Consider the following 20,138-nt stretch of genomic DNA (forward strand, 5'->3'; position numbering starts at 1 on the left):
CCCCCCTTGAGATGAGATTTCCCTTTGCTTTAAGCAAATAAGATCCCTCAGAGACGATGAGGTTGATAGGTCCGAGGTGGAAGCGTGGTGACACGTGGAGCTGACGGATACTAATGGATCGATGACTTATCTATCTGATTATAATCATTCGTAAAGAACGTTGCTTTTCAAACAAGATGTTTCCTTATCCAGTTTTGAGGGTTCACCTCAAACTTTATATTGATGTGGTGGTGAAGGCGAAGAGGTCACACCTGTTCCCATGCCGAACACAGCAGTTAAGCTCTTCAGCGCCGATGGTAGTCGGGTTTACCCCCGTGAGAGTAGGACGCCGCCACATCACTTGAAAAACCAGAAGATCATTCTTCTGGTTTTTTTCTATATCAACTTCATTAAACATAGACATAAAAGAAAGGAGGGATCGTTTGAACTGGTCATATTTCTTTCATGACGACATTCTTTTATTTGTTTTCCGGTTATTTTTTGCACTCCTTCTTTCAGGGTTGATTGGCTTCGAGAGGGAAGTCAAGAATCATTCGGCTGGCTTCCGCACCCATATTCTTGTCGGGGTGGGGGCTTGTATGATGATGCTCCTTTCCTTGTATGGTTTTGAAACGTTTATTGATCAATATGAACATGTCCGTTTCGATCCAGCCCGCATCCCTTCCTATGTCATTAGCGGCATTGGATTTTTAGGGGCCGGCACTATAATTGTCAACGGGATGACTATTAGAGGGTTAACTACAGCAGCTTCCATATGGACGGTAGCCGGTATTGGCCTCGTTGTTGGTGCAGGGATGTATGACGTGGCGACGGTCACAACAATCTTTGTGCTTATGAGCTTAGTTTTTCTAAATAAGGTTGAAAAAGAAAAGTTCAATGGGAATCGAAAAAATATTTTTCAAGTGACCATAAGTAAGGATGCTCCGGTTAATAAAGTGTTGACCGTATTTGAACAAATGAAGTTGGATGTCCGGAAAATAGATATTGTTGCGTTGGATCAAACTCAAAAAAAGGTCGTCGTTGAATTGAATAAAGGACAAAGGTATGATCGATCCCTTCTTTTAGAGCGTCTGTCTTTGATGGATGGTGTAGAAGAATGTGGACATCGGTACTAAAGAGTTGCACAGTTGATTCTGTGCAGCTTTTTTTGTTTTATTTCATGATGAAAAGGGGAAACATAGAAGATGTAATTCTTCTAAACAAACAAGTTGCATGACAAACAAAAATGAGTATAATAAAATTAAAGTCAAAGATAGTCAAAGTCAAAAAAGGGGGAGGGAGCATGCGGAATATCTCTGATGTTATTGAAGAATATCTCAAAGAGATCTTAGATGAAAATCGACACCAGGCGATTGAAATCAAGCGTAGTGAACTTGCCGAGAAATTTGATTGTGTACCTTCACAGATCAATTATGTGATTAAGACACGTTTTACTGTGGAAAAAGGGTATATAGTGGAAAGTAAAAGGGGAGGCGGCGGGTATATCCGTATCAGCCGAATCCAGTACCGAAAAGGATCAGAAATGATTGAAGAGGTGATGGATCTCATCAACCCCCATGTTTCCCAAACGAAAGCCATTGATGTTCTTGAAAGGCTGGTAGATTATGAGATCATCACTGAACGGGAAAGCAAACTGATGGCAAGTGTTATCGATCGCGACGTTCTTGCATTTTCTTTACCACTTCGCGATGAAGTTCGTGCCCGAATCATGACAGCGATGCTATTCACCCTTAAATATAAATGTTGAGTGAGAAGGGAGAGATTCAGATGGAGTGTCAGAAATGTCATCAGCGTCCTGCTACCGTCCATTTGACGCAGGTGATTAATGGTCAAAAATCAGAAGTCCATGTATGTGAAAAATGTGCGAAGGAAAATGGGTACATGAATTACGGGGAAGAGAACTTCACCTTGAATGATCTCCTTTCAGGTCTGTTCCATTCCGAGGGACCTTCTCCTTTAAAAGGACAGAGCGCTCACTCATATACTCAAAAACCGATGCTGAAATGTCCCAATTGCGGGCTGAGCTACGAGGAGTTTGCAAGGATAGGGAAGTTTGGCTGTGCAGAATGCTATAAAACATTCGATGAACGACTGAATCCCATTCTGCGCCGTGTTCACAGCGGGAACACAAGACATGATGGAAAGATCCCGAAAAGGGAAGGTGGAAACTTACATCTTAAAAAAGAGATGGAAGAATATAAAACTAATCTTCGACAATTAATTGAGCAGGAAGAATTCGAAGAGGCAGCGAAAGTTAGAGATAAGATCAGATCTTTAGAAAGTCAACTGCATCATAGGGAGGATGGTGATGAGTAATGTCTTTACAGCAATTCATGAATGAAGCTATTAGTCCGTGGATGAAGCAAGAGGGTCCGGACAGCGATATTGTACTCAGCAGCCGTATACGACTTGCTCGTAATTTCTCACAACATCCTTTTCCTATCATTGCTTCAGAGGAGACATTGAATAAAGTGTTGGAATTCTTCCAGCAAGAGTTCCAAAAGAAGTCTTTCAGAGATTATAAAGACTTTGAGCTGGTCCAGATGAAAGATTTACAGCCTATTGAAAAGAGAGTGTTGGTAGAAAAACATTTGATCAGTCCACATTTAGCTGAAAAAGCGGATAAGTCGGCGTCTCTCATCTCACAAAATGAACAAGTATCAATTATGATTAATGAAGAGGATCATATTCGCATACAGTTATATTTCCCCGGCTTTCAGTTGGATCAGGCACTGGAACAAGCCAGTCAACTGGATGATTGGCTCGAAGAAAAAGTGGATTATGCTTTTGATGAGAAACGGGGATATTTAACCGCTTGTCCGACTAATGTGGGTACGGGAATGAGAGCTTCTGTCATGATGCATTTGCCTGCCTTATCCATGACGAACCAAATAAACCGTATGACGCCGGCCATTAACCAACTGGGTCTTGTGGTGAGGGGGATTTACGGGGAGGGCAGCGAGGCTCTTGGAAATATTTATCAGATATCCAATCAGATTACCCTTGGTAAATCAGAAGAGGATATTGTTGAAGACCTTCACAGTGTCGTCAAACAGCTGATTGAACAAGAGAGAAAAGCAAGAGAAGCCTTGATGGCTCGCTCGAGTATTCAATTGGAGGACCGTATCTTTCGCTCCTATGGTGTATTGACCAATAGTCGAATCATAGAATCTAAGGAGGCGGCAAAATGCCTTTCTGACTTGAGACTTGGCATCGATCTAGGATTCATCGATCATATTCCGCGAACGATTTTAAATGAATTGATGGTTCTTACACAGCCCGGATTCTTGCAACAATACGCGAAAACTCCTTTATCCCCTGATGAAAGGGATGTAAGAAGAGCATCATTAATTCGCGAACGACTTCAATTAGAAAATGAAGAATAATGTTAGGAGGGAATGTCCATGATGTTTGGGCGATTTACAGAAAGAGCACAAAAAGTATTAGCGCTGGCACAGGAAGAAGCTGTTCGTTTAGGTCATAATAACATTGGTACGGAGCATATCCTTTTAGGCTTAGTTAGTGAAGGAGAAGGCATAGCTGCCAAAGCTCTGACTGCATTAGGACTTGAGTCTTCAAAAATCCAGCAGGAAGTAGAGAAATTAATCGGTAAGGGAGAGAAAGTTTCCCAAACGATTCATTATACGCCTCGTGCGAAGAAAGTCATTGAGCTTTCTATGGATGAAGCTCGTAAACTGGGACACTCATACGTAGGAACTGAACATATCCTTCTTGGATTGATCCGTGAAGGAGAAGGCGTGGCCGCCCGTGTCCTGAATAACCTGGGTGTAAGCTTGAACAAGGCTCGTCAGCAGGTATTACAATTGCTTGGGAACAATGAGTCCACAGGTGGTCAAAACCGTCGTGGTGGCGGATCAGGTGCTCAGGCAGCGAATGCTAATACTCCGACGCTTGATTCACTGGCTCGTGACCTTACAGCGATTGCGAAAGAGGGAAACATTGACCCTGTCATCGGGCGAAGCAAAGAAATTGAGCGTGTCATTCAAGTATTGAGCCGTCGTACGAAGAATAACCCGGTTCTTGTCGGTGAGCCTGGTGTTGGTAAAACAGCCATCGCTGAAGGTCTGGCACAGCAGATTATGAATAATGAAGTACCGGAGATACTTCGCGATAAACGAGTGATGACCCTTGATATGGGTACCGTCGTTGCCGGGACCAAGTATCGTGGTGAATTTGAAGACCGCCTGAAAAAAGTGATGGAAGAGATTCGTCAGGCAGGGAACATCATCCTGTTCATCGACGAACTGCACACGTTAATTGGTGCTGGTGGGGCAGAAGGTGCGATTGATGCATCCAATATCCTTAAGCCGTCTCTTGCTCGTGGTGAATTGCAATGTATCGGTGCTACGACACTCGATGAGTACCGCAAATACATTGAGAAGGATGCTGCTCTTGAGCGTAGGTTCCAGCCTATCCAAGTAGATGAACCGAACCTCGATGAATCCATCCAAATTCTCCAAGGTCTTCGCGACCGTTATGAAGCACACCACCGTGTAACGATTACGGATGACTCAATCGAGTCCGCGGTCCGTTTCTCTGATCGTTACATCACAGACCGCTTCTTGCCGGATAAAGCGATTGACTTGATTGATGAAGCTGCATCCAAAGTTCGTCTGCGCTCCTACACAGCTCCACCGAACTTGAAAGAGTTAGAACAGAAGCTTGAAGAAGTGCGGAAAGAGAAGGATGCTGCTGTACAGAGTCAGGAATTTGAGAAAGCTGCCTCTTTAAGAGACAGTGAACAGCGCTTGAGAGATGAGTTGGAACAAACGAAAGATGAGTGGAAAGAAAAACAAGGGCAGGAAGATTCCGAAGTTACAGTAGAGGACATTGCTTCTGTCGTATCTACATGGACGGGAGTGCCTGTCTCCAAGATGACGAAAGATGAGAGCGAACGCCTTCTCCATCTTGAAGATACTCTTCACAACCGTGTGATCGGCCAGGAAGAAGCGGTCAAAGCGATTTCTAAAGCGATCCGCCGTGCCCGTGCCGGACTTAAAGATCCGAAACGTCCAATCGGTTCATTTATTTTCCTTGGACCAACAGGTGTCGGTAAAACAGAACTCGCTCGCGCTTTAGCAGAGAGCATGTTCGGAGAAGAAGATGCGATGATCCGAATCGACATGTCCGAGTATATGGAAAAACACAGTACGTCCCGCCTTGTCGGTTCACCTCCAGGTTATGTCGGCTATGATGAAGGCGGCCAATTAACAGAGAAAGTACGCAATAAGCCTTACTCTGTGGTCCTGCTTGACGAAATTGAAAAAGCGCATCCGGAAGTATTCAACATTTTGCTTCAGGTTCTTGAGGATGGTCGTCTAACCGATTCCAAAGGACGCGTCGTAGATTTCCGTAACACCGTGCTGATCATGACATCCAACGTCGGTGCTCAAGAATTGAAACAGAACAAATATGTTGGCTTCTCCATGGGTGATACCGATCAGGATTATAAAGATATGAAATCTAAAGTGACAGATGCTTTGAAGAAAGCGTTCCGTCCTGAGTTTTTGAACCGTATCGATGAAACGATTGTTTTCCACTCCCTGGAGAGAAAACACATGAAAGATATTGTGACATTGATGGTCGAAGAACTGCGTAAACGTCTGAAAGAACAAGAGATTGACTTCGTCTTATCGGATGCCGCTATTCAGCATATTGCAGAATCAGGGTTCGATCCGGAATACGGAGCACGTCCATTGCGCCGTTCTATACAAAAGAATGTGGAAGACCTGCTTTCAGAAGAACTCTTGAAAGAAAACATCGCCAAAGGGCAAAGTGTGAAAATTGAGCTTGATGATGATAAGAACTTTGTGGTTCATACCCAGCAAGAGTCTACGAATTAAAATAGTTGTATAGAAGCAGGAAGACTCAGATCACACAGATGGTGGAAATGACGAGGATGAAGGGCTGCTCCCCTTCTTCTACTTCATAGAAATTCATCATATAGTGAACAGAGCCTAAGAAAAATCGGAAGGGTTTGCCTTCCGATTTTTTTCTTCTTCCGCTATGATTTTACTAGAATGATTTAATACAATTGATAAGATCGTGAAACTGATTCACAATCTTTTACGTATAGAATAATAAGAATAAGGAGCGAGATAATCTTGGCAAAAAGGAAAACGAAGTTTGTTTGCCAGGAATGTGGGTATGAGACACCTAAATGGATGGGAAAATGTCCGGGGTGTAATCAATGGAACACGCTGGTTGAAGAAATGACAGCTGCTCCGGCGAATTCCAGACATGTGTTTCAGACAAGCTCCACTTCCGCAACAACGAAACCTGAAAAAATCACACAAATAAAGTCGCAAAAAGAACCACGTATGCCGACAGATATGCCTGAGTTTAACCGGGTGTTAGGTGGAGGAATCGTGGCGGGGTCTCTAGTTTTGATTGGCGGGGATCCGGGAATCGGTAAATCCACTCTTTTGCTTCAGGTCTCTGCACAGATCGCGAAAAAAGACTTTCCTGTCCTCTACATATCCGGGGAGGAGTCATCGCGACAAACGAAGCTTCGGGCCGAGCGTTTGGATATTACATCCGATGAACTCTATGTTTTACCGGAAACAAACTTACAGGATGTCATCAACCAAATTGAAAACATTGAACCAAAATTTGTGGTCATAGATTCAATCCAGACCATTTTCAAAGAAGATGTGACCTCTGCTCCGGGGAGCGTTTCCCAAGTTCGTGAATGTACAAGTCACTTGATGAGAATCGCTAAAAGCAAAGGTATCCCTATTTTCATCGTGGGGCATGTTACTAAAGAAGGTTCCATTGCCGGCCCACGTCTGCTTGAACATATGGTGGATGCCGTCCTTTATTTCGAAGGAGAGCAGCATCACACATTCAGAATTCTAAGAAGTGTGAAGAACCGTTTTGGAAGTACTCATGAAATGGGAATCTTTGAAATGAAGGAGAAAGGCCTGGAAGAGGTTCTGAACCCTTCAGAAATTTTCCTGGAAGAACGTTCGCAAGGGGCTGCGGGTTCAATCGTGGTGGCTTCCATGGAAGGGACAAGACCGGTACTTGTAGAAATACAGGCCTTGATCTCACCTACGGCATACGGAAACCCGAGACGGATGGCTACAGGTCTTGATAACAGCCGTGTACCGCTTTTAATGGCTGTTTTGGAAAAGAGAGCAGGGCTCCTGCTTCAGAACCAGGATGCTTACGTAAAAGTCGCTGGTGGCGTGAAATTGGATGAGCCGGCGATTGATTTAGCCGTTGCGATCAGCATTGCCTCAAGTTTCCGGAATCAGTCTCCGAATGGAGATGATGTGGTCGTTGGGGAAGTTGGCTTGACGGGTGAGATACGAAGAGTTGCAAGAATTGAGCAAAGGGTCCAGGAAGCGGCGAAATTAGGCTTCAACAGGGTCATCATTCCCAAGAAGAACATGGATGGCTGGACGCCTCCTTCTCAAATCGAAGTGATCGGTGTCAGTACCGTTCAGGAGGCGATGAAGGTAACACTGGGGGATTCATAAATGGAATGGCATGAAATCAACGAAAATGGAATCGGAGAAATTCTCCAGCTGGTGGCCCCTGGCACACCACTGAGAGATGGGATTGATAACGTCCTTCGTGCAAAAACAGGTGGGTTGATTGTGCTTGGATACGGAGATCATATGCGGGATCTCGTGGATGGCGGTTTCCATATCCAGTCTGATTTCACGCCCGCCCACCTTTACGAATTGGCGAAAATGGATGGGGCATTAATTTTAAATGACGAAGGAACGCGCATTCTTTATGCCAATGCACAATTGATGCCGGACCCGGATATCCTGTCCACGGAAACGGGGATGAGGCACCGGACGGCAGAGCGGGTGGCTAAACAAACAGGGGCTCTCGTCATAGCGATATCTCAACGACGGAACGTAATCACGTTGTATAAAGGTTCTCTCCGTTACTCGCTCAAGGATATTGGTGTGATTTTGACGAAGGCCAACCAGGCGATTCAGACGTTGGAAAAGTATAAAAATGTGCTGGATCAAAGTGTGACGAATCTTGGGGCCATGGAGTTTGAAAACATGGTTTCCTTTTCGGAAGTCGTGCAGGTCGTCCACCGTATTGAAATGGTGCTCCGGACGAAGACCGAGATCTTGAACTATGTGAATGAGCTCGGTACGGAAGGACGTTTGATTCAGCTGCAATTGACGGAATTAGTTTCGAATATTGAAGATGAAGCAACTTTGCTTTTACGTGATTATAGTAAGCGGCCGGATTATGAACCTTATTATATTCTGAGAAAAATGCAGGAAATCACCAATACGGAACTTCTCTCGGATGAGCAGGTATTGAAACTTATGGGGTATTCACCGAATACGAAATTGTCGGACCCTATCGTTCCCAGAGGGTACCGGATTTTAAGTCGTATCCCAAGACTTCCAGTTCTCATTATTGAACACTTGGTAGAAAGGTTTGGGACGTTGGAAGAGCTGATCCAGGCTTCTCCTAAAGAACTTGTTGAAGTCGATGGTGTAGGAGAGATTCGTGCGATGAAAATCAGAGATGGCCTTGATCGCATACAAGAACAGTTGTTCGTAGATCGCCATATATAAGAATATTGACTTATTTGTGAACAATATGGTATGATTATCTGTTTGCTCATTGACTTAATTTGGAAGTTGTGCTAAGTTAAAAACCATCATTCCTTTTTTATATGGTTAATGGTTGTTAGGTTTGGTCATACTGTGTTTGAGGAGGTGAATACAAGTGCTTAAACGTATCGTACAGTTGTTTATTGTCATAACCGGCGGAACCATCGGTTACCTCTATTTTCCAGAGTTGTTCACAACCATGGGACTGACATGGCAGAATTGGATTCAATCTGTCTTAGGGGCCGTACTAGGAGCACTTATATTATTTTTATTTACTTTTTGGATTGTGGATTATATTGTCGATTTTTTAAGGTGGATCGAGGACACTCTCGTCCGGGCCCCAGTAGCAGATTTGTTGTTTGGAAGTCTCGGTTTGATAGTCGGGCTGATTATCGCCTACTTGATCAACATCCCTGTGCAAGATATCCAAATTCAAGTAGTTAATCAGGTTGTACCGATCTTTTTAACATTCTTACTAGGTTACTTTGGGTTTCAGGTCGGTTTTAAACGGAAAGATGAATTCCTGAACTTGGTTTCAAGGAAAGAGAAGAAGCCAGAAGAAGAACTTCAGGAGGATTCTACCTTGGATCCTGCTTTGATTCCAAAACGAAAGATCTTGGATACAAGTGTCATCATTGATGGCCGTATTGCGGATATTTGCGATACACATTTTCTTGAAGGAACAATTGTGATTCCACAATTCGTATTGGAAGAATTGCAGCACATCGCTGATTCATCCGATGGTCTGAAAAGAAATCGTGGACGTCGTGGGTTGGATGTCCTGAACCGTCTTCAAAAAGATCTTCCTGTGAATGTTGAGATTTACGAAGGGGATTTCGAAGACATTCAGGAAGTAGACAGTAAGCTTGTGAAGCTTGCGAAAGTGATGGACGGGATTGTCGTAACGAATGATTTCAACTTGAATAAAGTTTGTGAGTTTCAAAATGTTCAAGTCTTGAACATTAATGATCTTGCGAATGCTGTGAAACCGGTCGTTCTTCCTGGGGAAGAGATGACAATTCAAGTCATCAAAGACGGGAAAGAGCAGAATCAAGGGGTCGCCTACTTGGATGACGGCACAATGATCGTTGTCGAAGAAGGGAAAGACTTTATCGGGAAGACAATTGAAGTGGTAGTGACCAGCGTGTTGCAGACATCAGCCGGTCGTATGATTTTCGCAAAGCCGAAATCACTTGAAAAAGCCTTGTAAAAACGGTATAAACAAATAGAGAATGACAAAAGTGATAACATGCGTGTTATCGCTTTTGTTATTTTATGAACGTCTAAACAAACGTAGGATGGATACGCATGAAAAAATATACAGCCATTATACTCGCGGCAGGGCAGGGTAAGCGGATGCTCGCCGGCCACAACAAACAGTTTTTGAGAATCGGTGACCAACCGTTAATCTGTCATACCCTTTCCGTCTTTGATAAGGATGATTGGTGTGAAGAGTTGATCTTAGTGACTAACGAACGCGAACGGTCTCAGATGGAAGAGCTTCTACAAGAATATCCGCTCCGTCAGCCGGTGCACCTCGTCAATGGAGGAGCAGAAAGGCAGGATAGTGTATTTGCAGGGTTGCAGGCCGTTCGAAACAGAGGGATTCCTGTGTTTATTCATGACGGGGCCCGTCCGTTTGTCCCTCAGGAGCTCTTACACGAACTGTCGGTGACGACATACGAAAAAGAGGCTGCTCTTCTTGCCGTACCGGTGACGGATACGATCAAGCAGAAGTCAGATCATGGGTTGGACACATTGGATAGAAGTACGTTATGGGCGGCCCAGACTCCTCAAGCCTTCTCTTATCATTTGATTTATGAAGCGCATGAACGAGCGAGGAAAAGCAGATACTACGGCACAGACGACGCTTCTCTCGTGGAGAGGTTGGATAAAGAAGTGTCCATCGTGAAGGGAAGCTATGACAATATCAAGCTTACGACTCCAGAAGACTTACATAAAGCCCAAGCTTACTTGAATAATCAGAGAAATGGAAAGGTGGAGGATGGACCTATGTTTCGTGTCGGCCAAGGATTTGATGTACACCAATTGACGGAAGGACGTCCTTGTATCATCGGAGGAATCGAAATCCCACATGAAAAGGGGCTGCTCGGTCATTCAGACGCAGATGTCCTGCTTCACACGATTGCGGATGCGTGTCTTGGAGCAATTGGTGAAGGGGATATCGGCAAACATTTTCCAGACACGGATCCTGCATTCAAAGATGCAGACTCAGGGAAACTGCTTCAGCACGTGTGGGATATCGTGACAGAGCGTGGGTATGAACTGGGGAACATGGATTGTACGGTAATCGCCCAGGCTCCTAAAATGGCGCCCTACATTGATCAAATCCGTGAGAGCATCGCCTCTCTCCTTAGGGTGGAACCTGGACGGATTAACGTGAAAGCAACAACTACAGAAAAACTCGGCTTTACAGGCCGGAAGGAAGGAATTGCCGCACAAGCGGTCGTCCTTTTGCAAAATAATCAGCATACCTAAACAAAAAGTGATAAAATAAGTCAAGGATATAGACCGGAACAGGAAAGGAGAACAATTATGTCTAACGAAGTAAGGGTGCGTTATGCACCAAGTCCGACAGGGCACCTTCACATTGGTAATGCGAGGACAGCTCTATTCAACTACCTTTATGCGAAAAACGCAGGTGGAAAGGTCGTCATTCGTATTGAGGATACGGATGAAAAGCGTAACGTCGAGGGCGGAGAAAAGAGCCAGCTCGACTACTTGAAATGGTTGGGTATTGAATGGGACGAGAGTTCAGAAAAAGGGGGCGAATATGGTCCCTACCGTCAGATGGAACGTCTGGATATTTACAAGAAATATGTCGATGAACTAATGGAACGCGGTCTTGCTTACAAATGCTATATGACATCAGAAGAGCTTGAAGCAGAACGTGAAGCGCAAATGGCACGTGGCGAAGCGCCGAAATACTCTGGTGCGCATCGCGACCTTACAGAAGAGCAAATCGCAGCATTTGAAGCGGAAGGCCGTAAGCCTAGTATTCGTATCCGCGTCCCTGAAAACCATACGTACACGTTCAACGATATCGTCCGTGGGGACATTACTTTTGAGTCCAGCGATTTTGGTGATTGGGTCATCGTTAAGCAGAACGGAACTCCAACGTATAATTTTGCTGTTGCGATTGATGATTACTTAATGAAAATCACACACGTCCTTCGCGGGGAAGAGCATATTTCCAATACACCTAAGCAAATGATGGTGTATGAAGCGTTCGACTGGGAAGCTCCAAAGTTCGGTCATATGACATTGATCCTCAATGAAGAGCGTAAGAAACTGAGTAAGCGTGACCAGCACATCCTTCAGTTTATTGAACAATATAAGAATCTAGGATACCTTCCGGAAGCTCTCTTCAACTTCATCACTCTACTAGGGTGGTCGCCAGTCGGGGAAGAAGAAATATTCACACAGGATCAGCTTGTGGAGATCTTTGATGCAGATCGACTATCCACTTCACCAGCGGTCTTTGACCCGGCGAAGCTGAAGTGGATGAACAATCAGTACATTAAAGCTTCTGATTTGGACCGCGTTGTTGAGCTTGCTCTGCCTCATTTAATTGAAGCTGGACGCTTGTCTGAAGATATGAGTGAGGAAGATCGAAAGTGGGCTCGTGAGCTTATCAGTCTTTACCAGGAACAATTGAGCTATGGAGCGGAAATCGTCGAACTGACCGAATTGTTCTTTAATCAGGAAATTCAGTATGATGAGGCTGCGATGGAAGTCCTTGAAGGAGAACAAGTACCGGAAGTATTGGAAACGTTCAAGAAGAACCTTCATGAGCTTGAAGAATTCACACCTGAAAACATTAAAAAGCAAATCAAAGCTGTTCAGAAAGAGACAGGGCATAAAGGGAAAAAGTTGTTTATGCCTGTCCGTGTAGCAACGACCGGTCAAACCCACGGCCCTGAACTTCCGAATGCGATTCATTTGCTTGGACTCGAAACGGTCACGGTTCGTCTGAATGATGTATTAAGCAAGTTGCAAGCTTAATTCGTTCACAAGTGGGAAAGAATATCATATAGTAGAGATACCTATACGAAACGTTGATGAGGAGAAGTAAGAGGCCCTCTCTTCTACAGAGAGAATCACCACGGCTGGAAGTGGTTCGTAGAGAAGCCTTTGAAATGCACCTCGGAGTCTTCGGCTGAACGAAGTATGCCGAAGCGGGTACCTTCCGTTATCAAGGATGAAGCGGGGAAAGGTCTAAAAGCCGATCCCAAACAGAGTGGAACCACGTTCGACGCGTCTCTGTGCCATTGGCACAAAGGCGCGTTTTTTATTTTTATGGGGAACGCTTCTGTTTCAGCACAAGGAGGGGAGCAAGTATGGGGCTGTTCAAAATGTTTAAAGAAGATGTGGATGTGGTGTTCGATCAAGATCCTGCTGCTCGTTCTTATATTGAAGTGATTCTGACATATTCAGGACTGCATGCGATATGGGCGCACCGGGTGGCCCATGCTTGTCACAAGCGGAAGTTTTTCTTCCTTGCCCGGCTGATCTCTCAATGGAGCCGCTTCCTGACGGGCATTGAAATACACCCTGGAGCGAAGATCGGGAGACGTTTCTTCATTGACCATGGCATGGGCGTCGTTATTGGGGAAACGTGTGAAATTGGTGATAATGTGACGATTTTTCAGGGAGTGACGCTTGGAGGGACAGGGAAAGAAAGAGGGAAAAGACACCCGACGCTTCTTGATAACTCATTAGTCGCCACGGGAGCGAAAGTGCTGGGATCGATTACGATTGGGGAAAACTCTAAGGTAGGAGCTGGTTCGGTGGTGCTCCATGATGTTCCGAACAACTCGACGGTTGTCGGTATCCCTGGTCATGTCGTCATCCAGGATGGCAAGAAAGTCCAAAAGAAGGATCTTGACCATCACAAACTCCCGGACCCTGTGTACGACCGGTTGAACGAAATCGAAAAGGAAATGGCAGAACTGCGCAAAGAATTGAAGGAAACCAAAGGAGTGAACCAACATGGCGATTAACATATACAACACACTGACAAGAAAAAAAGAACCGTTCCAGCCGCTGGAAGAAGGAAAAGTGAAAATGTACGTTTGCGGTCCAACGGTTTATAACTACATTCACATAGGGAATGCAAGGCCGGCGATCGTATTCGATACAGTGAGAAGGTATTTTGAATACAGAGGATATGATGTCCATTATGTACTCAACTTTACAGATGTCGATGACAAATTAATTAATGCATCGAATGAAATGGGCGAAGGAGTCACAGATATCGCCAATCGTTTCATTACGGCATACAAAGAAGACGTTGGGGCACTTGGCGTGAAAGAAGCCGTGGATCATCCGCGTGTGACGGAAAACATGGATGAGATTATCAGCTTTATCCAGGGGTTGATCGACAAAGGGTTTGCTTATGAAGCAGGAGGGGACGTGTATTTCCGTACGCGCTCTTTCGATCAATACGGAAAGCTTTCCCACCAGTCCATTGATGAGTTAAGATCCGGGTCCCGCATTGAAGTCGGGGACAAAAAGGAAGATCCGCTAGACTTCACACTATGGAAAGATGCGAAGGAAGGCGAAATCACCTGGGAGAGTCCTTGGGGAAGCGGCCGGCCGGGGTGGCATATCGAGTGCTCAGCGATGGCGAAGAAATACCTTGGAGATACGATTGATATCCATGCGGGCGGGCAGGATTTAACATTCCCCCACCATGAAAATGAGATTGCGCAATCAGAAGCTCATAACGGGGAATCTTTTGCCCGCTACTGGATGCATAACGGGTATATTAATATTGACAATGAAAAAATGTCGAAGTCCTTAGGGAACTTCATCCTTGCCCACGATCTTGTGAAAAAGCATGACCCTCAAGTGATCCGCTTCTTCATGCTGAGTGTCCAATACCGTCATCCCATCAACTTCAGTGATGAGTTGTTGAAAGGGGCGAAAAGCAGCTTTGATCGTATCAAGAATGCGTATGAAAACATCCAGCACCGAAAAAATTCCACGATGAGCTTGAAGGAAGATCAAAGTGAGTGGCTGGATAAAGTGGCTGGTTATAAAGAGCAATTCATTAAAGAAATGGATGATGACTTCAACACGGCGAACGCGATTTCCGTCCTGTTTGACTTAACCAAAACTGCAAACTTATATTTACAGGAGGAGCAGACTCACGAAAAAGTCTTGACGGCTTTTGAAGAATTGTTTGAAGAATTGACAGGGGTTCTCGGTATTCAACTGCAGGCTCAGGAAGAATTGCTTGATGAGGAAGTGGATGCTCTAATTGAAGAGCGGAAGCAAGCCAGAAAGAATCGTGACTTCGCGCGTGCCGACGAAATTCGTGATGAGTTGAAAGATCGCAACATCATCCTTGAAGATACATCCCAGGGCACGAGATGGAAGCGGGGGTAGGACGATGGCGATCGCAAATGCGAAACAGATGAAGAGTCTTGCTCTCGCCTATATGGGCGACTCTGTTTATGAGCTTTATGTGAGGCAGCACCTGCTTGAAAAAGGAGAGGTGAAGCCTCAGCATCTTCACCAGGCAGCCATCCAGTTTGTTTCGGCTGTGTCGCAGGCGAATGTGGTTAATGTATGGCAGCAGGAAGGAAGGCTCACGGAAGAAGAGGAAGGTGTGCTTAGGAGGGGGCGGAACGCAAAATCGGGATCCGTCCCTAAAAGCACCAACGTACAGACTTATCGTTATTCGACCGCATTCGAAGCGGTTTTAGGGTTTTTGTATTTATCGGGCCAGACCGAGCGGCTGGAAACATTGATACAAAACGCTATTCAAATAGTTGAAGAAAGGAGTGAATAATCATGAGCGGAGAATGGATCATCGGAAAGAATTCGGTCCAGGAAGCCATCCGGTCAGGCAGACCGATCAATAAAGTGATGGTATCGGACCAGTTGCAGCACCAGGCGTACAAAAAGCTTGAACAGCTGGCCAAGGAACAAGGACTCATTGTTCAAAAAGTGCCGAAGAAGAAAATTGACCAGCTTGTTGATGGAAATCACCAGGGGGTCATTGCTTCGGTGGCTGCGTATGAATACAGTGATTTGGAAGATTTATTTGCGAAAGCAGAAGAAAGGGACGAGCCTCCATTTTTCATTATTTGTGATGAAATTGAAGACCCGCATAATCTCGGTTCCATACTGCGGACGGCAGATGCGGCAGGAGCACATGGTGTCATCATACCGAAGAGACGTTCTGTTTCTTTAACGGCAACCGTTGCGAAAACGTCGACAGGGGCGATCGAATATATTCCGGTTGCTCGTGTAACGAACCTTGCACGGACGATTGATGAGTTGAAGGAAAGGTTTGTCTGGGTGGTAGGTACAGACGCAGTAGGTACAGAAGATTACCGGGAGCTTGACGGGAAAATGCCGATCGCCCTCGTCATTGGAAGTGAAGGTCGCGGCATGAGCCGATTAACGAAAGATAAGTGTGATTGGACGGTCAGTCTCCCTATGGCCGGAGAAGTAACTTCTTTGAACGCATCTGTAGCGGCTTCCCTTTTGATGTACGAAGTCTATAGAAAGCGTCATCCGTTAGGGGAATAAGGCATGAACGTCTTAATTGTCGATGGATACAATATGATTGGCGCTTGGCCGGAATTAAAAAATCTAAAGGAGAAAGATCTCGGCCAGGCCCGGGATCTCCTTATAGAGATGATGGCGGAGTATCAATCATACACCGGGGACCGGATCATGATCGTTTTTGATGCTTACCATGTCCGGGGAGTTGAAAAAAAACAAAAAAATTACAAAGTTGAAGTTATCTTTACAAAAGAAAACGAAACCGCTGATGAACGGATTGAAAAACTCGCGGGAGAGTTGAATGATGTTCGTACTCAAGTCTATGTCGCGACGTCAGACTATGCAGAACAACGGACCATTTTCGGGCAGGGAGCTTTCAGAAAATCAGCAAGAGAACTGTATATTGAAGTGAAGAATATTGAAAACCAAATAGAGAAAGATGTCGAAAGCCAGAACCAGTACCCTTATCAATCTAAAATACCAATCAATAAAGAGGTAAGGGAACTGTTTGAGAAATGGCGCCGAGGAGATAAATAATTCTGACAACTTGTTGACGCTTTTCAGAATCGTACTGTATAATATTGCTATATTGAGGTAGCACGGTCGGAGGGATCCTGTGTGAGCATCTTACAAACGGAGAAAAGCACCAACGATTTGGATCTTAGCAAGCTTGATGACGAAGAAGTCGTTGAACGGATTAATCAAGGACAGGTCCAGGCGCTAGATTACTTGATTAATAAGTACAAGAATTTTGTGCGCGCGAAAGCTCGGACATACTTTCTTATTGGCGCAGACCGGGAGGATATCGTCCAGGAAGGGATGATCGGTCTTTACAAAGCCATCCGCGATTACAGAGAAGGCAAGCTGTCATCCTTCAAAGCCTTTGCAGAATTATGTGTCACCCGTCAAATTATCACCGCAATTAAAACCGCCACAAGACAGAAGCATATCCCGTTGAATTCCTACGTTTCTTTGGACAAGCCTATTTATGATGAGGAATCAGATCGGACATTACTGGATGTCATCGCTGGTTCAAAGGCTATCGACCCACAAGAATTGATTGTTAATAAAGAGAAGTTTTCAGACATGGAAGAGAAAATGTCAGAGTTATTAAGTGATTTAGAGAAAAAAGTGCTGACCCTCTACTTGGACGGACGTTCCTACCAGGAGATTTCGGTTGAGCTTGATCGACACGTGAAATCTATTGATAACGCTTTACAACGTGTGAAGAGAAAGCTTGAAAAATACTTGGAAGTCAATGAAATCACTCTATGAAAGCTGCATTGACAGTAATCGGTAAGAGTGCTACATTTAGTGAGTATGTGTAAACCTCTCTAGATTGAGGTGACGGATAATGAGAAAAAAAGTCATATTAGCTTGTACAGAATGTTTAAGTCGGAATTATAGTTCATATATAAATCGATCCAACCAATCCGAACGTCTTGAAGTCCGCAAGTTTTGTAAAAAGTGCGGAACGCATACTTTACACCGCGAGACGAAATAGAGAAGGAAGCCAGTTGGCGCAAGTTTGGGGGTATTACAGCATGTTTAAGTTCTTCAAGAATGTAGCACGAGAGATGAAGAAGGTTAGTTGGCCTAAAGGTCAGGAACTGTGGAAGTACACGGTTACGGTTATTTTGACTGTCACTTTCGTAGCTGTATTCTTCGCTATTGTAGATCTTGGGATTTCCCAAGTGATTGAACTCATCGCTCAAGAATAGTAGAGTGGTTTTTATGCTATAATAGGAGATAGACTTACAAAAAACCCGTCCCGCGGGTTTTTTCATGTTGGAGTAATATTCATCAACTCTAGTATAAGGGAGGGAAGGGCAAGCACTTGTCCTGCGAATATGGAAAAAAGATGGTATGTAGTCCACACCTATTCAGGTTATGAGAACAAGGTGAAAACAAACCTGGAAAAGCGTGTGGAATCAATGGGAATGGAAGACAAGATCTTCCGTGTTCTTGTTCCCGAGGACGAAGAAGCAGAAATTAAAAATGGCAAGAGGAAAGTGGCGAAGAAAAAAGTATTTCCTGGTTATGTTTTGGCTGAAATGGTCATGACAGATGACTCCTGGTACGTGGTACGTAATACGCCAGGTGTTACTGGTTTCGTAGGATCCACTGGTTCCGGTTCTAAGCCGATCCCTCTCCTGCCTGAAGAAGTAGAAACGGTTCTTAAGCGCATGGGCATGAACGAACAGCCGAAAGCGGAGGTTGACTTCGAGGTGAAGGAAAGTGTTAAAGTGACAGACGGACCTTTCGCAAACTTCACAGGATCCATTGAATATATTGATACGGACAAGCAGAAAGTGAAAGTCCACGTCAATATGTTCGGGCGTGAAACCCCGGTAGAGTTAGACTTTACCCAAATCGAAAAATTATAAAATTCAACTCTCCCCTTGCATATTGGAAATAAAGATGCTAGAATTTTTATGTTCTATATGCGCCCCAAAAGAGGGCGATTGCGTAGATATCGCAATGAGTGGGAGGGGTTGAACCCTATTACCACATCACGGACTTTAAGGAGGTGTGTCTCGTGGCTAAAAAAGTTATTAATGTTGTAAAGCTTCAGATTCCTGCAGGTAAAGCGAACCCAGCACCGCCGGTTGGACCAGCACTAGGTCAAGCAGGTATTAACATCATGGGATTCTGTAAGGAATTTAACGCTCGTACACAGGAACAAGCAGGTACGATCATTCCAGTAGAAATTACGGTTTATGAGGACCGTTCCTTTACATTCGTTACGAAAACTCCACCAGCTGCTGTTCTTCTTAAGAAAGCGGCAGGAGTTGAATCAGGTTCCGGTGAACCGAACCGTAACAAAGTAGCTTCTGTTAAACGCGACCAAGTACGCGAAATCGCAGAAACGAAAATGCCTGATTTGAACGCTGCTGACGTTGAAGCTGCAATGCGCATGGTTGAAGGTACAGCGCGCAGCATGGGAATCACGATCGAAGATTAATCCCACAGCGTTACATGGAGATAGGAAAAGGTTGCGGAAATGGAGCTATTGACTCTTTCGCAACCTTTATTCGTGGGAGGAAAATCCGTTAAAACCACAACGAGGAGGAAATTAATAATGGCTAAGAAATCGAAAAAGCAACAAGAGCTAGCGAAGCTTGTTGACCGTACAAAAGCTTACGATGTGCAAGAAGCCATCAAGCTTGTAAAAGAAACTTCAAAAGCGAACTTTGACGAAACTGTCGAAGCGGCATTCCGTCTGGGTGTAGATCCTAAGAAAGCGGATCAGCAAATCCGTGGCGCAATGGTGCTTCCACACGGTACAGGTAAATCTCAGCGTGTGCTTGTTTTCGCTAAAGGTGATAAAGCGAAAGAAGCAGAAGCAGCAGGTGCTGACTACGTAGGTGAACAAGACCTAATCAACAAGATCAACCAAGGTTGGTTCGATTTTGATGTTGTAGTAGCAACTCCTGACATGATGGCTGAAGTTGGTAAACTAGGTCGAGTACTAGGACCAAAAGGTCTTATGCCAAACCCTAAAACAGGTACAGTGACATTCGAAGTAGAAAAAGCTGTTAACGAAATCAAAGCAGGTAAAGTAGAATACCGCGTTGATAAAGCAGCGAACATCCATGTTCCAATCGGTAAAGCATCTTTCGATGAGAACAAGCTGGCTGAAAACTTCGCAGCAATCACTGAAACACTTGTTAAAGCGAAGCCACAAGCATCTAAGGGAACTTATATGCGTAACGCTGCTGTTTCATCTACAATGGGACCTGGAATCAAAGTAGACGTTTCTGGTTACACGAAGTAATAAAAAAGTGTTGACTTTCCGTTATCTACGAGATATACTAGGTAGCGTTGTATAAATAAATACGTTATACCGTAGACAGCAGGTGTGGGTTCCCACTTAAAGTCCTGCCGAGGTGTGTGATATAAATAGAGCAGCGCGATCTGCCCTGCTCTATGAAACACCTCCATGTCTATGTGGAGGTGTTTTTTATGAGTAAAACC

General features: G+C 44.6%; 21 protein-coding genes, 2 rRNA genes and 2 other annotated features. All 23 genes read left to right on the forward strand.

All coding sequences use genetic code 11. The features are described from left to right. A 23S ribosomal RNA gene (locus VKA52_RS08850) occupies positions 1 to 134 on the forward strand; the annotation flags it as partial. 89 nt (positions 135 to 223) lie between these two features. After that, a 5S ribosomal RNA gene (gene rrf, locus VKA52_RS08855) occupies positions 224 to 337 on the forward strand. Between the two features lie 85 nt (positions 338 to 422). After that, positions 423 to 1,115 (forward strand): MgtC/SapB family protein, encoded by a 693-nt coding sequence (locus VKA52_RS08860; RefSeq protein WP_160916702.1) that lies wholly within the window; start codon positions 423 to 425, stop codon positions 1,113 to 1,115. 167 nt (positions 1,116 to 1,282) lie between these two features. Beyond that, the gene (locus VKA52_RS08865; RefSeq protein ID WP_326315203.1) at positions 1,283 to 1,747 is read left to right on the forward strand and encodes a CtsR family transcriptional regulator; all 465 of its coding nucleotides are present in this window, start codon (positions 1,283 to 1,285) and stop codon (positions 1,745 to 1,747) included. 20 nt (positions 1,748 to 1,767) lie between these two features. Continuing rightward, the gene (locus VKA52_RS08870) at positions 1,768 to 2,316 is read left to right on the forward strand and encodes a UvrB/UvrC motif-containing protein (RefSeq protein ID WP_160916705.1); all 549 of its coding nucleotides are present in this window, start codon (positions 1,768 to 1,770) and stop codon (positions 2,314 to 2,316) included. Continuing rightward, positions 2,316 to 3,386: a protein arginine kinase gene (locus tag VKA52_RS08875; protein ID WP_160916707.1), complete on the forward strand. Its 1,071-nt coding sequence runs from the start codon at positions 2,316 to 2,318 to the stop codon at positions 3,384 to 3,386. Before VKA52_RS08870 ends, VKA52_RS08875 begins: the two co-directional genes overlap by 1 nt. Positions 3,387 to 3,404: 18 nt before the next feature. Further along, entirely contained in the window at positions 3,405 to 5,864 is a 2,460-nt protein-coding gene (gene clpC / locus VKA52_RS08880) for an ATP-dependent protease ATP-binding subunit ClpC (RefSeq protein WP_160916709.1), read from the forward strand. 261 nt (positions 5,865 to 6,125) lie between these two features. Beyond that, positions 6,126 to 7,505 carry a DNA repair protein RadA gene (gene radA, locus VKA52_RS08885; protein WP_160916711.1) on the forward strand — a complete coding sequence of 460 codons (1,380 nt, stop codon included), beginning with the start codon at positions 6,126 to 6,128 and terminating at the stop codon, positions 7,503 to 7,505. Next, positions 7,506 to 8,579: a DNA integrity scanning diadenylate cyclase DisA gene (disA, locus tag VKA52_RS08890; protein ID WP_206948234.1), complete on the forward strand. Its 1,074-nt coding sequence runs from the start codon at positions 7,506 to 7,508 to the stop codon at positions 8,577 to 8,579. It abuts the gene before it with no gap. A gap of 154 nt (positions 8,580 to 8,733) precedes the next feature. Beyond that, complete coding sequence (locus tag VKA52_RS08895) at positions 8,734 to 9,828, forward strand: PIN/TRAM domain-containing protein (protein WP_160916715.1); 1,095 nt, start codon at positions 8,734 to 8,736, stop codon at positions 9,826 to 9,828. A gap of 98 nt (positions 9,829 to 9,926) precedes the next feature. Then, positions 9,927 to 11,117: a bifunctional 2-C-methyl-D-erythritol 4-phosphate cytidylyltransferase/2-C-methyl-D-erythritol 2,4-cyclodiphosphate synthase gene (locus tag VKA52_RS08900; RefSeq protein ID WP_326315210.1), complete on the forward strand. Its 1,191-nt coding sequence runs from the start codon at positions 9,927 to 9,929 to the stop codon at positions 11,115 to 11,117. Positions 11,118 to 11,174: 57 nt separating this feature from the next. Then, entirely contained in the window at positions 11,175 to 12,644 is a 1,470-nt protein-coding gene (gene gltX / locus VKA52_RS08905; RefSeq protein ID WP_160916719.1) for a glutamate--tRNA ligase, read from the forward strand. Positions 12,645 to 12,688: 44 nt separating this feature from the next. After that, positions 12,689 to 12,907 (forward strand) — a binding site (T-box leader). A 72-nt stretch (positions 12,908 to 12,979) separates the two neighbouring features. Continuing rightward, complete coding sequence (gene cysE, locus VKA52_RS08910) at positions 12,980 to 13,642, forward strand: serine O-acetyltransferase (RefSeq protein ID WP_326315212.1); 663 nt, start codon at positions 12,980 to 12,982, stop codon at positions 13,640 to 13,642. Further along, positions 13,632 to 15,032, forward strand: coding sequence for a cysteine--tRNA ligase (cysS, locus tag VKA52_RS08915; RefSeq protein WP_326315214.1), 1,401 nt, complete (start codon positions 13,632 to 13,634; stop codon positions 15,030 to 15,032). Before cysE ends, cysS begins: the two co-directional genes overlap by 11 nt. A 4-nt stretch (positions 15,033 to 15,036) precedes the next feature. Further along, on the forward strand, positions 15,037 to 15,438 hold the full coding sequence (locus VKA52_RS08920) for a Mini-ribonuclease 3 (protein WP_326315216.1): 402 nt from the start codon (positions 15,037 to 15,039) through the stop codon (positions 15,436 to 15,438). 2 nt (positions 15,439 to 15,440) lie between these two features. Further along, positions 15,441 to 16,184 (forward strand): 23S rRNA (guanosine(2251)-2'-O)-methyltransferase RlmB, encoded by a 744-nt coding sequence (rlmB, locus tag VKA52_RS08925; RefSeq protein ID WP_160916724.1) that lies wholly within the window; start codon positions 15,441 to 15,443, stop codon positions 16,182 to 16,184. Between the two features lie 3 nt (positions 16,185 to 16,187). Next, positions 16,188 to 16,697 (forward strand): NYN domain-containing protein, encoded by a 510-nt coding sequence (locus VKA52_RS08930; RefSeq protein WP_115824702.1) that lies wholly within the window; start codon positions 16,188 to 16,190, stop codon positions 16,695 to 16,697. An 81-nt stretch (positions 16,698 to 16,778) separates the two neighbouring features. Next, complete coding sequence (sigH, locus tag VKA52_RS08935) at positions 16,779 to 17,435, forward strand: RNA polymerase sporulation sigma factor SigH (protein WP_160916726.1); 657 nt, start codon at positions 16,779 to 16,781, stop codon at positions 17,433 to 17,435. Positions 17,436 to 17,514: 79 nt separating this feature from the next. Further along, positions 17,515 to 17,664, forward strand: coding sequence for a 50S ribosomal protein L33 (gene rpmG, locus VKA52_RS08940; RefSeq protein WP_074736204.1), 150 nt, complete (start codon positions 17,515 to 17,517; stop codon positions 17,662 to 17,664). Between the two features lie 40 nt (positions 17,665 to 17,704). After that, positions 17,705 to 17,881, forward strand: coding sequence for a preprotein translocase subunit SecE (secE, locus tag VKA52_RS08945; protein WP_160916728.1), 177 nt, complete (start codon positions 17,705 to 17,707; stop codon positions 17,879 to 17,881). A 129-nt stretch (positions 17,882 to 18,010) separates the two neighbouring features. Further along, positions 18,011 to 18,547, forward strand: a complete 537-nt coding sequence (gene nusG, locus VKA52_RS08950) for a transcription termination/antitermination protein NusG (protein ID WP_146818487.1) — start codon at positions 18,011 to 18,013, stop codon at positions 18,545 to 18,547. Positions 18,548 to 18,699: 152 nt separating this feature from the next. Then, a complete protein-coding gene (rplK, locus tag VKA52_RS08955; RefSeq protein WP_035511717.1) occupies positions 18,700 to 19,125 on the forward strand; it encodes a 50S ribosomal protein L11 in 426 nt (141 codons plus the stop codon). A 117-nt stretch (positions 19,126 to 19,242) separates the two neighbouring features. Then, a complete protein-coding gene (rplA, locus tag VKA52_RS08960; protein WP_146818485.1) occupies positions 19,243 to 19,938 on the forward strand; it encodes a 50S ribosomal protein L1 in 696 nt (231 codons plus the stop codon). A gap of 51 nt (positions 19,939 to 19,989) precedes the next feature. Beyond that, positions 19,990 to 20,136, forward strand: a sequence feature (ribosomal protein L10 leader region). The last annotated feature ends 2 nt before the right edge of the window (positions 20,137 to 20,138 follow it).

Source organism: Halobacillus sp. HZG1, from assembly GCF_035818575.1.
Classification (GTDB): Bacteria; Bacillota; Bacilli; order Bacillales; family Halobacillaceae; genus Halobacillus; species Halobacillus litoralis.